This is a genomic window from Streptomyces sp. NPDC054849 (assembly GCF_053610945.1).
In genome coordinates this window covers 26441-39905 of record NZ_JBSGZI010000078.1, presented here as the reverse complement: position 1 = coordinate 39905, position 13465 = coordinate 26441, and the positions used below count along the sequence as shown (strand labels likewise).

14 protein-coding genes are annotated in these 13465 nt (G+C 70.6%); 7 read left to right on the top strand and 7 right to left on the bottom strand.

What is annotated here, in order from left to right:
* From ACWGIF_RS27595 to ACWGIF_RS27580, 4 genes are all read left to right on the top strand, one after another.
* Positions 1–728: metal ABC transporter solute-binding protein, Zn/Mn family (locus tag ACWGIF_RS27595; protein ID WP_453501458.1), on the top strand; the 728-nt coding region annotated here is incomplete at its 5' end.
* A 29-nt stretch (positions 729–757) separates the two neighbouring features.
* A complete protein-coding gene (locus tag ACWGIF_RS27590; RefSeq protein WP_453501462.1) occupies positions 758–1549 on the top strand; it encodes a metal ABC transporter ATP-binding protein in 792 nt (263 codons plus the stop codon).
* Positions 1549–2412 (top strand): metal ABC transporter permease, encoded by an 864-nt coding sequence (locus tag ACWGIF_RS27585; protein ID WP_453501456.1) that lies wholly within the window; start codon positions 1549–1551, stop codon positions 2410–2412. The genes ACWGIF_RS27590 and ACWGIF_RS27585 overlap by 1 nt, the downstream gene beginning before the upstream one ends.
* Before the next feature lie 92 nt (positions 2413–2504).
* Entirely contained in the window at positions 2505–2933 is a 429-nt protein-coding gene (locus ACWGIF_RS27580) for a Fur family transcriptional regulator (RefSeq protein ID WP_078892882.1), read from the top strand.
* 78 nt (positions 2934–3011) lie between these two features.
* Here the strand turns inward: ACWGIF_RS27580 and ACWGIF_RS27575 are convergent, their stop codons facing one another.
* From ACWGIF_RS27575 to leuA, 7 genes are all read right to left on the bottom strand, one after another.
* Positions 3012–3602 carry a YcxB family protein gene (locus ACWGIF_RS27575; RefSeq protein ID WP_453501453.1) on the bottom strand — a complete coding sequence of 197 codons (591 nt, stop codon included), beginning with the start codon at positions 3600–3602 and terminating at the stop codon, positions 3012–3014.
* 20 nt (positions 3603–3622) lie between these two features.
* Complete coding sequence (locus tag ACWGIF_RS27570; protein WP_453501451.1) at positions 3623–4450, bottom strand: isoprenyl transferase; 828 nt, start codon at positions 4448–4450, stop codon at positions 3623–3625.
* 10 nt (positions 4451–4460) lie between these two features.
* Positions 4461–5207 (bottom strand): DNA repair protein RecO, encoded by a 747-nt coding sequence (gene recO, locus ACWGIF_RS27565; protein WP_453501449.1) that lies wholly within the window; start codon positions 5205–5207, stop codon positions 4461–4463.
* A gap of 198 nt (positions 5208–5405) precedes the next feature.
* Positions 5406–6944, bottom strand: a complete 1539-nt coding sequence (locus ACWGIF_RS27560; protein WP_453501447.1) for a nucleobase:cation symporter-2 family protein — start codon at positions 6942–6944, stop codon at positions 5406–5408.
* A gap of 528 nt (positions 6945–7472) precedes the next feature.
* Positions 7473–7637: a hypothetical protein gene (locus ACWGIF_RS27555; protein WP_453501445.1), complete on the bottom strand. Its 165-nt coding sequence runs from the start codon at positions 7635–7637 to the stop codon at positions 7473–7475.
* 190 nt (positions 7638–7827) lie between these two features.
* Positions 7828–8523 (bottom strand): TerB family tellurite resistance protein, encoded by a 696-nt coding sequence (locus ACWGIF_RS27550; RefSeq protein WP_453501443.1) that lies wholly within the window; start codon positions 8521–8523, stop codon positions 7828–7830.
* Positions 8524–9056: 533 nt separating this feature from the next.
* The gene (gene leuA / locus ACWGIF_RS27545; protein ID WP_453501441.1) at positions 9057–10820 is read right to left on the bottom strand and encodes a 2-isopropylmalate synthase; all 1764 of its coding nucleotides are present in this window, start codon (positions 10818–10820) and stop codon (positions 9057–9059) included.
* Positions 10821–11185: 365 nt separating this feature from the next.
* Between leuA and ACWGIF_RS27540 the strand changes: the two genes are divergently transcribed.
* Genes ACWGIF_RS27540 through ACWGIF_RS27530 form a run of 3 tightly spaced genes read left to right on the top strand, consistent with a single transcriptional unit; the run spans position 11186 to position 13421 of the window.
* Positions 11186–12259 carry a M4 family metallopeptidase gene (locus ACWGIF_RS27540; protein WP_453501440.1) on the top strand — a complete coding sequence of 358 codons (1074 nt, stop codon included), beginning with the start codon at positions 11186–11188 and terminating at the stop codon, positions 12257–12259.
* Positions 12260–12268: 9 nt separating this feature from the next.
* Positions 12269–12538 carry a protealysin inhibitor emfourin gene (locus ACWGIF_RS27535; protein ID WP_453501439.1) on the top strand — a complete coding sequence of 90 codons (270 nt, stop codon included), beginning with the start codon at positions 12269–12271 and terminating at the stop codon, positions 12536–12538.
* A gap of 52 nt (positions 12539–12590) precedes the next feature.
* On the top strand, positions 12591–13421 hold the full coding sequence (locus ACWGIF_RS27530; protein WP_453501438.1) for a GNAT family N-acetyltransferase: 831 nt from the start codon (positions 12591–12593) through the stop codon (positions 13419–13421).
* Positions 13422–13465 lie beyond the last annotated feature (44 nt).

Below are 13465 nucleotides of genomic sequence, written 5' to 3'. Positions count from 1 at the left end.
AGAGCCTGCAGCCCGCCGTCGACAAGGCCGTCGCCCAGGCCGGCGTGAAGAACACCATCGACGCCGCCACCCTCACCACGCTCGAATCGCACGGCACCTCCGGCCAGGACCACGGCGCCGAACCGAGTCACGGCGAGGAGGGTCACGCGCACCAGGACGGCGACGAGCACGCCGAGGAGGCGCACGACCCAAGCCACGGCGAGGCCGGCGGGGACCCGCACGTCTGGCTCGACCCGACCAAGTACGCGGAGATCGCCAAGGGCGTCGGCGCGGCCCTGGAGAAGGCCGACCCCGACCACGCCGCGGACTACAGGAAGAACACCGACGAGCTGGTCGCCAAGCTGGCCGGGCTGGACACCGAGTTCAAGGACGGCCTGACGAACACGGCCTCCAAGACCTTCATCACCACCCACTCCGCCTTCGGCTACCTCGCCGAGCGCTACGGCCTGGACCAGGAGAGCATCTCCGGAGTCGACCCCCAGTCCGAGCCCAGCCCGGCACGGATGAAGGAGCTCCAGGCCTTCGCGAAGCAGGAGAACGTCTCCACCGTGTTCTTCGAGACTCTGGCCAGCGACAAGACGGCGAAGGCCCTCGCCGCCGACGCCGGCCTGAAGACGGACGTCCTCGACCCGCTCGAGGGAATCACCGACAAGTCCCAGGGCGCTGACTACTTCGAGGTCATGCGGTCCAACCTCAAGAACCTCCAGAAGGCACTCGGTAGCAAGTGATGGCAGTAGCAGCAACGGAGGCGCGCGCCATGCAGTCCTCGCCCCGACAGGCGGATGACCAGCCCGTCATATCCCTGCGCGGGGCCACGGCCTCGCTCGGCTCGCGCCCCGTGCTGCGCGGGGTCGACCTCACCGTCCGCCACGGTGAGGTCGTCGCCCTGCTCGGCGCCAACGGCTCCGGCAAGTCCACCGCCGTGCGCGCCGTGGTCGGCCAGGTCCCGCTGACCGACGGCGCCCTGTCCCTCTTCGGCACGGACTTCAAGCGCTTCCGCGAATGGTCGCGCATCGGCTACGTCCCGCAGCGCACCACCGCCGCCAGCGGCGTCCCGGCCACCGTCCGCGAGGTCGTCTCCTCCGGCCGGCTGGCACGTTCCCGTTTCGGCGTCCTGCGCAAGGCCGACCGGGCCGCCGTCGAGCGGGCCCTCGTCCTCGTCGGCATGGAGTCGTACGCCGACGCCTCGGTCAACGCCCTCTCCGGCGGCCAGCACCAGCGCGTCCTCATAGCCCGGGCACTCGCCGTCGAACCCGAACTGCTGATCATGGACGAGCCGATGGCCGGCATCGACCTCGCCAACCAGGAGGTCCTCGCGGGCGCCGTGCGCGAGCAGGTCGCCGCCGGCACCACCGTCCTGCTCGTCCTGCACGAGCTGGGCCCGCTAGAGCCCCTGATCGACCGCGCCGTCGTCCTGCGCGACGGCTGCGTCGTCCACGACGGCCCGCCTCCGGAGGCCGTAGGCCAGCACGCCCTGCCCGGCCACGACCACGTACACCCCCACGCGGCGCACGACGCCGAGCCCCTGCGGACGGGACTGCTGAGCTGATGGACCTCCTGGACTCCCCCCTGATGGTGCGCGCGCTGATCGCCGCCGTACTGGTGGGCATCACCGCACCCGCGATCGGCACGTACCTCGTCCAGCGCCGCCAGGCGGTGATGGGCGACGGCCTCGGCCACGTCGCCATGACCGGTGTCGCGCTGGGCTTCGTGCTCCACACCAGCCCCGTCTGGATGGCCACCCTGGTCGCCGTCATAGGTGCGGTCGGCATGGAGGTGATCCGCTCCCGTGGCAAGACCAGCGGCGACGTCGCGCTCTCCATCCTGTTCTACGGCGGCCTGGCGGGCGGCGTCATGATCATCAACGTGGGGGGCGGCACCACGACCGATCTCCTGAGCGCCATGTTCGGCTCGATCACCACGGTCGCGCCCGAGGACGTCACCGCCGTCGTGATCCTCGCGGCGTTCGTCCTCGCCGTCACCCTCGGCCTGCGGCGGCAGCTCTTCGCCGTCTGCCAGGACGAGGAGTTCGCCCGGGTCACCGGCCTGCCGGTGCGCGCGCTGAATCTGCTGATCGCCGTGACCGCCGCGGTCACCGTCACCGTCGCCATGCGCATCGTGGGCCTGCTGCTGGTCAGCGCCATGATGGTGATCCCGGTCGCGGCCGCCCAGCGCGTCACCCGCGGGTTCACCGCCACTCTGTCGCTGGCCATGCTGATCGCCCTGCTGGTCTCCCTGACCGGCACGGTCACCACGTACTACGTCGACGCGCCGTCCGGCGCGACCATCGTGCTGCTCGCCATCGGCGTCTTCATGGTGATGACGGCTCTGTCGGCCCCCCTGGCCCGGCGCCGCGCGAGGGCGGCCCGCACGGCGGAAGAGGTGTGCACGCGGGACGACGTCAAGGTGTAGGCGGGGGGCCGGGGCCGGGCATGGCCACCGGACACTCCTGGGGTGCCCGGCCGCCTGGCACAATGGCCGCAGGCCGATACGAGGAGGAACCGGTGGCGACTGCGCCTGGCGAGATGAATACCGCGCCAGTACGAGGACGATCCACCCGGCAGCGGGCCGCAGTGGCGGCGGCGCTGGACGAGGTGGACGAGTTCCGCAGCGCTCAGGAACTCCACGACATGCTGAAGCACCGTGGTGATTCCGTGGGCCTGACCACCGTCTACCGCACCCTGCAGTCGCTCGCGGACGCCGGCGAGGTCGACGTCCTGCGCACCAGCGACGGCGAGTCCGTCTACCGCCGCTGCTCCACCGGGGATCACCACCACCACCTGGTCTGCCGCAAGTGCGGCAAGGCCGTCGAGGTGGAGGGCCCGGCCGTCGAGAAGTGGGCGGAGTCCATCGCGGCCGAGCACGGCTATGTGAACGTGGCTCACACGGTCGAGATCTTCGGCACCTGCGCGGACTGCGCGGCCGCGGCCTAGAGCCGACGCCGGCCGCCGCCAGCCGCGCCGCCTGGCGTCGGCGTTCGGCGCCTCACGCCGCCGCCCGGACTCGCCGGCTTAGACCCGGCACAGGTTCCGTTCGAGGATCGCGCGCAGGCGGTCGATGTCGGCGGGGTGCTGGACACCCCGCTTCGGCAGCACGCCGATCGCGGTCGCGCGCCTGCCCCCGATGAGGACGAACAGCTCCGGTGTCTCGGTGTACTGGTGGAAGAGCTTCCAGTCCATCGTGTACGACATGGTCTCGCCCGCGGTCGCGGTGCCATGCTCTCCGGCCACCGTGCGGCACTCCCCGTACTGCTCCACCACGGAGTACACCTGACGGGCCATGCTGCGCCGGATCTTGAAGACGCCGCAGGTCGCGAAGACCAGGCCCACCGCCGCCGAGGCCGCGGTCACGATCCACAGGGTCCCCTGGAGCAGGCAGAGCCCCACGATGGCGGCGACCGACAGCAGCGGGAGGAGCAGCGTCTCCGCCCGGCCCGCACTCGTCCGGCGGGCCCGGGCCCGGACCGCCCCCCGTATGTCGGCGAGCGTCAGCCGGTAGACGAGGGCGACCTGCTCGGGCTCCTGCCCGGTCTGCTCCGCCGTCGCCCCGCCCTGCCCGGACTGCTCCGCCTGCAGCGCTCTGTGATCCCCACCCGTGTTCATCGGGTGAGGATAACCGCAGCTCACCCCGTGGTTCCGGGCGCCTCCGCCTGGTTGGGAACGGCCCCGCCGAAGCGGCGGTCGCGCTGGGCGTACTCCAGGCAGGCCTGCCACAGGTTGCGGCGGTCGAAGTCCGGCCACAGCACGTCCTGGAAGACCATCTCGGCGTAGGCGCTCTGCCAGAGCAGGTAGTTGGAGGTGCGCTGCTCCCCGCTGGGGCGCAGGAACAGGTCCACGTCCGGCATGTCCGGGTAGTACATGTACTTCGCGAAGGTCTTCTCGTTCACCTTCGACGGGTCCAGCCTGCCGGCCGCCACGTCGCGGGCGATCGCCTGCGCCGCGTCCGCGATCTCCGCGCGGCCGCCGTAGTTCACGCAGAAGTACAGGGTCATGGCGTCGTTGTCGACGGTCTGCTCCTGCGCGACCTGGAGCTCCTGGACGACCGACTTCCACATCTTCGGCATGCGGCCGACCCAGCGGATGCGGATGCCCAGCTCGTTCATCTCGTCGCGGCGGCGGCGGATGACGTCGCGGTTGAAGTTCATCAGGAAGCGGACCTCGTCGGGCGAGCGCTTCCAGTTCTCCGTCGAGAAGGCGTACAGGGAGAGGTTCTTGACGCCCATCTCCAGGCAGCCCTTGAGCACGTCGAGCACAACGCCCTCGCCGACCTTGTGTCCCTCGGTGCGCGGCAGGCCGCGCTCCTTGGCCCAGCGGCCGTTGCCGTCCATGACGACCGCGACGTGGTTCGGGACCAGCTCGCCGGGGATCTTCGGCGGGCGCTCACCGGACGGGTGCGGCTCGGGAACCTTGTACTCGCGGCGAGAGCGTCCCAGAATCCCGCGTCGTGCCATTGCCCAGCTCCTATTTCTCGACGTATCGCAGGGAGCGTAGCCCGCGTTCCAGATGCCAGTGCAAATAGGCCGAGACCAGCCCGCTGCCCTCCCGCACGTGACGCGCCTCGCACGCGTCGGCATACCCCCAGTCGCCCGTCAGCAGGGCGCTGAGCAGGGCGATGGCCTCCGACGAGGGTACGACGCTGCCGGCCACCCGGCAGTCGCCGCATATCACCCCGCCCGCGGCGACGGAGAAGTGCCGGTTGGGACCGTGGATGCCGCACTTCGCGCAGTCCTCGAAGCTGGGCGCGTAGCCGTTGACGGCGAGGGAGCGCAGCAGGAAGGCGTCGAGGATCAGGTGCGGTTCGTGTTCGCCGCGCGAGAGGGTGCGCAGGGCTCCGACGAGCAGCAGGTACTGCTGCACGGCGGGTTCCCCCTCGTTCTCGGTGAACCGCTCTGCGGTCTCCAGCATGGCGGTGCCGGCGGTGTAGCGGGCGTAGTCGGTGACGATGCCGTTGCCGTACGGGGCGATGATCTCGGTCTGGGTGCAGAGCGGGAGGCTGCGGCCGACGAGATCACTGCCGCGGGCGAAGAACTGCACGTCGGCGTGGGAGAAAGGTTCCAGCCGGGCACCGAACTTGGACTTGGTGCGCCGCACGCCGCGGGCGACGGCCCGCACCCGGCCGTGGCCTCGGGTGAGCAGCGTGATGATGCGGTCCGCCTCACCCAGCTTCTGGGTGCGCAGCACGATGCCGTCGTCGCGGAACAGACTCATGGGCCCATTGTCCCGCACCGGGGGCGGGGCGATGGAGCCGCTCTCCGCCCTCCGGCCGGGGCCAACCGAGGGGATCCGGTCGACGGTGCAGCGAATCCGCCTTGGGGGGCCCGTGTTCGCGTGCACCGTTGATCGAGGTGCACGGTGAAGGTCCCCGCCGGGCTGCTGCCCGGCGGGGACCGGCACCCCTTGGGAGGGTCAGGGCGCGGACGGCGACGGGTCGGTCTCGTCCGCCTTCTCGGCCGCGGGTGCCGGGCCCGAGGCCTGGGACGGGACCGCCGCGGGGGTCTTGTCGGTGGCCGCGGCGCCGGTGCCGGGCGACGTGTCGACCTCGGCCTCGGCAAGGGCCTCGGCCCCCGCCGCGGGGGCGTCGTGCGCGTCGTCCTTGGCCAGGCCGTTGAAGATGAGGTTGAGCACGATGGCGGCCGTGGCACCCAGGGTGACACCGCTGTTGAGGAGTGAGGACAGGTCCGCGTCCATGTGCTTGGTGAAGAAGACCGGGACGGTCGCGGGGAGCAGGGCGAAGGCGAGGGAGACGCCGACGATCAGCGCGTTCTTCTCCTCCTTGAGGTCCACCTTGGCCAGGGTCTGGATACCGGCCAGGGCGACCATGCCGAACATGACGGTCGCGGCGCCTCCGAGGACTCCGTGCGGGACGGCGGCGACGATCGCGGCGGCCTTGGGCAGCAGGCCCAGGATGATCATGAAGACACCCGCCGCGACGACCACGAACCGGCTCTTCACCTTCGTCATCCGCACCAGGCCGACGTTCTCGGCGAAGGCGACGTACGGGAAGGAGTTGAGGACACCGCCGAGGGCGGTCGCGGCGCCGTCGGCCCGCAGGGCGCGGGCCACGGTCTCGCTGTCGACGTCCTTGCCGACGATGTCGCCGACGGCGTAGGTGTCACCCGTCGTCTCGACCATGGTGATCAGCATGACGATGAGCATCAGGACGATCGGGAACCACTCGAACTTCGGGACGCCGAAGTGGAAGGGGGTGGTGACACCGATCCAGTCGGAGTCGCCCACGTCGCCGAACTTCGCGTCCCCGAGCAGGAAGGCGACCGCGGTGCCGCCGACCAGGCCGAGAAGGATCGAGATGCTGGAGAGGAACGGCTTGCCGATCTTCATCAGGACGAGGATGAAGAGCATGGTGCCGCCGGCGTAGGCGAAGTGCTTCGGGTCGCCGAAGTCGGGGCTGCCGAGGCCGCCGGCCGCGTCGTTGAGGCCGACCGGGAGCAGGACGATGCCCAGAACGGTGATCACCGTGCCGGTGACGACCGGCGGGAACAGCCGCATGACCGTCCGGAACGCCTTGGCGGGCAGCCAGGCGAAGGCGAAGGTGGCTATGCCAGCGGTGATGACCGCTCCGTAGATGACCAGCAGGGCGGCCGTCCCTCCACCGGCACCGAGGCCGATGGCGATCATCGGGGAGACGGCGGTGAAGGTCACGCCCTGGATCAGCGGCAGTCGTGCGCCGATCCGGCCGATGCCCCACGCCTGGATGATCGAGGCGATACCGCAGGTGAAGAGGTCCGCGTTGATCAGGTAGACGAGCTGTTCAGGGCTCAGCTTCAGCGCGTTGCCGACGATGATCGGGACGATCACCGCACCGGCGTAGAAGGCGAGTACGTGCTGGAAGCCGTACAGCGCGAGCTTGGGGAGGGGGAGCACCTCGTCGACCGGGTGCGTGCTCTGCTTTCCTTCGGTGGAAAGCCGGGCGGCGACACGTGCCATCTCAGCCTTGCCCTTCAAGGTAGGTAAGTGAGAGGAGATCTGGTTATCCCTGGCCGGAGTGGGTCGCTAACCCGTTGATCCGCCAGGGTTGTCAGTGCGTTCACGTGAATCGAAGGCCCGCCGTGTTACCAGCGGCGTCTCGTCGTGTGACCGGAATTGAACGCCTGTGGGGGGCCTCACAGATATCGTCGACTTCTACAAACTGTTGACGTTTGGGCGAGTCGGATCTGTTGGTTTCTACAGTGGCGAAGCTTCCGGCGCAGGAGTATGCGAGCTGCCCACTGGGAGGAGGCTTTCCGGGTCACACAAACACGCATCACATACGCCCTGACCTGCGACTCCACCACTTGCGACCGTTCGGCTGGACAACGGAGAAGCCGTCGCTCCGGGTGCCCGGCAGGTGGACAGTGCAGGCCCGGAGTGATCACGTCCGCCGTTCACGGGATGTTCACCAGGCGAGATTTCGCCCCCTGTGAGGCCGGATCGTTACCTCGGACTGCGCCCTTTCGGACGGCTTCGCGGACGGACTCAGGCCCGGGCGGCCGCCGCCACGATCGCGGCAGCCGCCGCGGCCGCCGCCGTGGCCCCCGTGGCCCCCGTGGCCCCCGTGGCCGCCGTGGCCGCCGTCCGCACAGGCTCCGTGGAGCGGCCGGCCCGGCCCCGCATGAAGCCGCCCTCCGGCAGGGCGATCACCGAATCGGCAGTGGACCGGGGAGCGGAGGGGCCGCAGGAGGCGTGGTCCCCGGCCAGGGCCTCGAACGACGAAGTGAAGACCCCGGCCGTGGCCGGCCGGCAGGCGGAGCCGTGGGGGCCTCGGCCCTCGCCACGATCTGCTGCACGCCCGGGGCCGCGTATCCCTGACAACCTTTCGCGATCAATACATCTAGGGCGCGCGCACCGCCGAGAGCAGGCGCGCCACCTCGTCCGCGTCGATCCGCAAGGCGGAGCCCACGGTGGAGAGCACCTCGCGCTCGGCCGGGATGTACGGGCCGTCCGCGAGCGCGATCCGGGCACCCTGCAGCAGGATCGACTCGCGGCCCGGGCCCGCCAGGTGCGGGGCCAGGGGCTCCAGGGCCTCGTGGAGCTCTATCGACAGCGCGGCCCCGCAGCACTCCGGCACGTCGTACAGGCCGAGCCGGCCCTCCTCCGTGGACAGCGCCTCCACGAGGGACTCCAGCTGCTCCTCGGTGCAGTCCTGGAAGCCCGCGGCCCGTACGGCGGCCACCGCGGCCTCCAGCGCACTGCGGGAGGCCGTCCCGCCCGCGGTGAGCACGGCCAGCGCCACCGTGTGCACGGCATCGCGCAGGAGCGCCGTGAAGCGGGTGGTGGTGAGGTGGTCCAGCACGTCGGTGTCGAAGCGCGCGCGGCAGCCCTGGCACTCGACGACGGGCCCGGCCTGCCCGCGCGGCAGCAGCGGCACCCCGAGGACGGTGAACCGGCGTCGGCCGGTGCGCCTGCGGTAGTTGCGGTCTCCACCACAGGCGGGGCAGAAGAACTCCCCGTCGCCCACGGTGCTCCAGGTGGTACGGGTGCCCCAGACCCTCAGCTTCCGGCCGTCCCCACCCCGAACTGGCAGCACGTCGCACCTCCGTCACCTTCCGGCAGCATCGCCGGGTTGGCGTGATGTTAGCCACATCGATGAGGATGCGTCAGTCGTGTGACAAGACAACATGTCCCGGTGCCCGCAGTTGGCCGATCTGCGCCCCCGCCTCGGCCGCGCGCCCGCCCCGCTCTTCCGTGGGTCTGCCGCATGACAGGAGGCCCGTCGTGCGATGGTCCGGGCCGCGGGCGAGGCATACGGACGCCTCGACGTCGCCGTGGCGAACGCCGCGGCGATCCCCCTTTCGGATGTACGCGAGACCAGTCCCTGGGACCGGGACCGCGTCAGGGCGGCCGGCCGGCCGAGCACCTCGCAGTGAAGTAGGCCGCGCCCGGGCCCCGGCTCATCGCCTACCTCGCCTGCCTCGCCTCGGACGCGGCCCCGTTCGTCACGGGCGTGGTCCTGCCGGTGGCGGCGGCCACCGGGCCCGTTGACGCCCGTCCGGGGGCTTCTGAACGGCGGAACCCCGCCCCTCCGACAGGAGGAGCGGGGTTCGCGGTCACACAGGGGTGTCAGCGGCCCGCGCGGTTGACGGCGGAGATGACCGCCTTCAGGGAGGCGCGCGTGGTGTTGGCGTCGATGCCGATGCCCCACAGGACCCGGCCGTCGATCACGCACTCGATGTACGAGGCGGCCACGGCGGAGGCGCCCTCGCTCATGGTGTGCTCGGTGTAGTCCAGCAGGCGGGCGTCGATGCCGATGCCGGCCAGCGCGTCGAAGAAGGCCGAGATCGGACCGTTGCCGGTGCCGTTCAGGACCGTCTCCACGCCGTCCACGACCGCCTCGACGTTCAGCGTGTCCGTGCCGTCCTTGTCGGTGGCCGTCGAACCGGAGCGCAGCTGGATGCGGCCCCACGGGTTCTCGGGGTTGGGCAGGTACTCGTCCTCGAAGACCGACCAGATCGCCTTCGGGGTGACTTCGCCGCCCTCGGAGTCGGTCTTGGCCTGGATGATCCGGGAGAACTCGATCTGCATGCGGCGCGGCAGGTCCAGCTTGTGGTCGTTCTTCAGGACGTAGGCGATGCCGCCCTTGCCGGACTGGGAGTTGACGCGGATGACGGCCTCGTACGAGCGGCCGACGTCCTTCGGGTCGATGGGCAGGTACGGGACCGCCCACTCGATCTCGTCGACGGTCTTGCCCTGGGCGGCCGCGTCGGCCTCCATGGCGTCGAAGCCCTTCTTGATGGCGTCCTGGTGGGAGCCGGAGAAGGCGGTGTAGACCAGGTCGCCCGCGTAGGGGTGGCGCGGGTGGACCTCCATCTGGTTGCAGTACTCGCTGGTGCGACGGATCTCGTCGATCTGCGAGAAGTCGATCTGCGGGTCGATGCCCTGCGAGAACAGGTTCATGCCCAGGGTGATCAGGTCGACGTTGCCGGTGCGCTCCCCCTGGCCGAACAGGCAGCCCTCGATGCGGTCGGCGCCGGCCATCAGGGCCAGCTCGGCGGCGGCGACGGCGGTGCCGCGGTCGTTGTGCGGGTGCACGGAGATGCAGATGTGCTCGCGGCGGGTCAGGTTGCGGGCCATCCACTCGAAGCGGTCCGCGTGCGTGGACGGCGTCGAGCGCTCCACGGTGGCGGGCAGGTTCAGGATGATCTCGCGACCCTCGGCCGGCTGCCAGACGTCACAGACGGCCTCGCAGACCTCCAGGGCGAAGTCCAGCTCGGTGTCGGTGAAGATCTCGGGGCTGTACTGGTAGCCGAAGACGGTCTCGGGGCCCAGCAGCTTCTCGGCGTACTCCATGACCAGGCGGGTGCCGTCGACGGCGATCTGCTTGATCTGCTCCTTGGAGCCGCGGAAGACGACCCGGCGGAAGGTCGGGGCGGTCGCGTTGTACAGGTGCACGGTGGCGCGCCTGGCGCCGACCAGGGACTCCACGGTCCGCTCGATCAGGTCCTCGCGGGCCTGGGTCAGTACGGAGATGGTCACGTCGTCCGGGATCGCGCCCTCTTCGATGATGGAGCGCACGAAGGCGAAGTCGGTCTCGCCGGAGGACGGGAAGCCGACCTCGATCTCCTTGTAGCCCATGCGCACCAGCAGGTCGAACATCTCGCGCTTGCGGGCGGGGGTCATCGGGTCGATCAGCGACTGGTTGCCGTCGCGCAGGTCGGTGGACAGCCAGCGGGGAGCCTTGGTGACGCGGGCGTCGGGCCAGGTGCGGTCCGCAATGTCCACCTGCTCGTACCGGCCGTACTTGTGGATCGGCATGCCGGAGGGCTTCTGGGCGTGGGTCGCGTTCGTGATGGGCGTGGGGCGACCGACGAAAGTGTGCTGACTCATGGCGTAGGGCTCCTCGCGTGTCCGCGTGTAGTTCGCTGGGACGGCCGACGGCGGTCGTAAATCCGCAACACCAAACTCCGCGGGGAGGGGGCCGGCCTACGACTACAGACCCTCGCCGCGGCAGCTAAGGAGAAGCAGCCCGAAACGCATGATGGACCGAGCCTAGCCGAGCCGCGCCGTATCGCGAGGACCTGTTTCAGTATGCAAGACCCTGAGGTCCGATTTGCACCTTATATGAGTTACATCTCATCTCGTCCTGCCGGGCCAGGGCGATCCGTCAATGCGGCGACTCCGCTTTCAGACGACTTAATGAATCATGGTCGCAGGTAGTGACAGCATCATGACCCACTGCCACATTGCCGGGCATGGATGCCTCCCACGCTCACCGCCACCCCGTCTTCTGCACCGTCGTGCCGCCGCACCTCCTCGACAAGGCCGCCCTGTCCGAGGACTCCCGGCGCGCCGACCTCGCGCAGCGCACCCTCGAACGCGACTCCCTGCTGCGCACCCGGCGCCGCGTCACCGCCGTGCGCGGGATCGTCCCCACCCTCGGGGTACCGGCCTCCGACGACCCCAACCGGACGGTCTATGACGCCGGGCACCTCACCCGGCTGCCCGGCACAAAGGTCCGCGGTGAGGGCGACCCCGTGAACAGGGACGCCACCGTCAACCGCGCCTACGCGGGCCTCGGGGCGACCTACGACCTGTTCCTCAAGGGCTTCGGCCGGCGCTCGATCGACGATTCCGGGCTCCCGCTGGACGCGACCGTCCACTACGGCGAGGACTACAACAACGCCTTCTGGGACGGTCAGCAGATGGTCTTCGGCGACGGGGACGGGGACCTCTTCCTCGACTTCACCGTGTCGGTGGACGTCATCGGGCACGAGCTGACCCATGGGGTCACCCAGTACACGGCGAATCTGCGGTACCGCGGGCAGTCGGGCGCATTGAACGAGTCGATGTCGGACGTCTTCGGCGCGCTGATCAAGCAGTACTCGCTGGAGCAGACGGCCGAGGAGGCCGACTGGCTGATCGGGGCCGGGCTGCTGGGCCCCAACGTGACCGGGGTCGCGCTGCGCTCGATGAAGGCGCCGGGCACCGCATACGACGACGACGAGCTCGGCAAGGACCCGCAGCCGGCCACGATGGACGGCTACGTGAACACCCACAGCGACAACGGCGGGGTCCACATCAACTCGGGCATCCCCAACCACGCCTTCTACATCGCGGCGACCGAACTGGGCGGCAAGGCCTGGGAGCGCGCCGGGCAGATCTGGTACGACACCCTGACCGGCGGGGAGCTCACCCCGAAGGCGGACTTCGCGGAGTTCGCCCGGCTCTCGACGGCGGTGGCCGCCACCCGCTACGGGGACGGCGGCGCCGAGCACCAGGCGCTCCAGAAGGCGTGGTCCGCGGTGGGCGTCCCGCTCGCGGGGTAGACGGCTCCCATGCGCATTCAGGTGGAACGGACGGGCGGCTTCGCGGGCATCGAGCGCCGGGCCGAGGTGGACACCTCGGGCCGGGCGGACGAGGACGAGTGGCGGGCCCTGGCCCGGCTCGCGCTGCGGCCCGGCCCGGCGGACGATCCGGCGGACGGGGTGCGGGACGGGTTCGCGTACCGGATCACGGTGGACGGGCGGACGGTGTCCTGCCGGGAGCCGTCCCTGTCGGAGGCCCAGCGTGCGCTGATCACGCGCGTGCTGAAGGAGGGCGCCTGAGCCGGTCCGGAAAGGAGGTGCCCCCACGGCGCCGCTTTGTTTGGATGGCCGGATGACCGACCACATGATCGATTCAACGCTGTCCGAGCTGGAGCGGTACTACGACACGGTGCCGCGGGTGGGCGGCGCACGCGCCGAGGACTTCGGCCCGCTGACCCTGTTCGTCCAGGAGGGTACGGGCTGGCCGTACTACGCGCGGCCCGCGCTCGGCGGCCCGGAGGCGACCCGGGCCGACGTGGAACGGGTCTGGCGGCGCCAGCGGGAACTGAAGGTGCCCGAGGCCTTCGAGTGGGTGGCCGAAACCAGTCCCTCGCTGCGGGCCGCGGTGGAGGCGGCGGGACTCGATGTCCACGCCCATCCCCTGATGGTGCTGGACCCCTCCGCCGAAGCCCTCCCCCCGCATCCGGAGGTCCGTCTGCTCGCCGCGGACGACCCGCTGCTGACCGCCGCGGTGACGGTCCCGGCCTTGGCCTTCGCCGCGCCGGGAACGGCGGTGGGCGAGGCCGGCCCCGCGGAACTGGCGGCGGCGATGGCGGAGCCGGCGGCCGAGGAGGGCCGGGCGCGGGTGTCCGGAAAGCTGGGGGCGGGCACCACGGTCCTGGCCGCGGCCGTACGGGACGGCGTGGTGCTCTGCGCGGGCCAGTACAACCCGGTCGGGAACGTCGTCGAGGTGGTGGGCGTCGGCACCCTCCCGTCGGCGCGCCGCCAGGGCCTGGCCCTCGGGGTCACGGCCGCCCTCGTCGCGGAGGCCCGCGCGCGCGGGGCCCGTACGGTCTTCCTCTCGGCGGGCGACGAGGACGTGGCCCGCGTCTACGCCCGCATCGGCTTCCGCCGGGTGGCCACGGCCCTGATCGCGGAGCCGCCGGCGGAGCCTGTGAGCTGACGGGAGGATTTGCCGGAACGGCAACAGGGTTTGCCCCTGCGGGT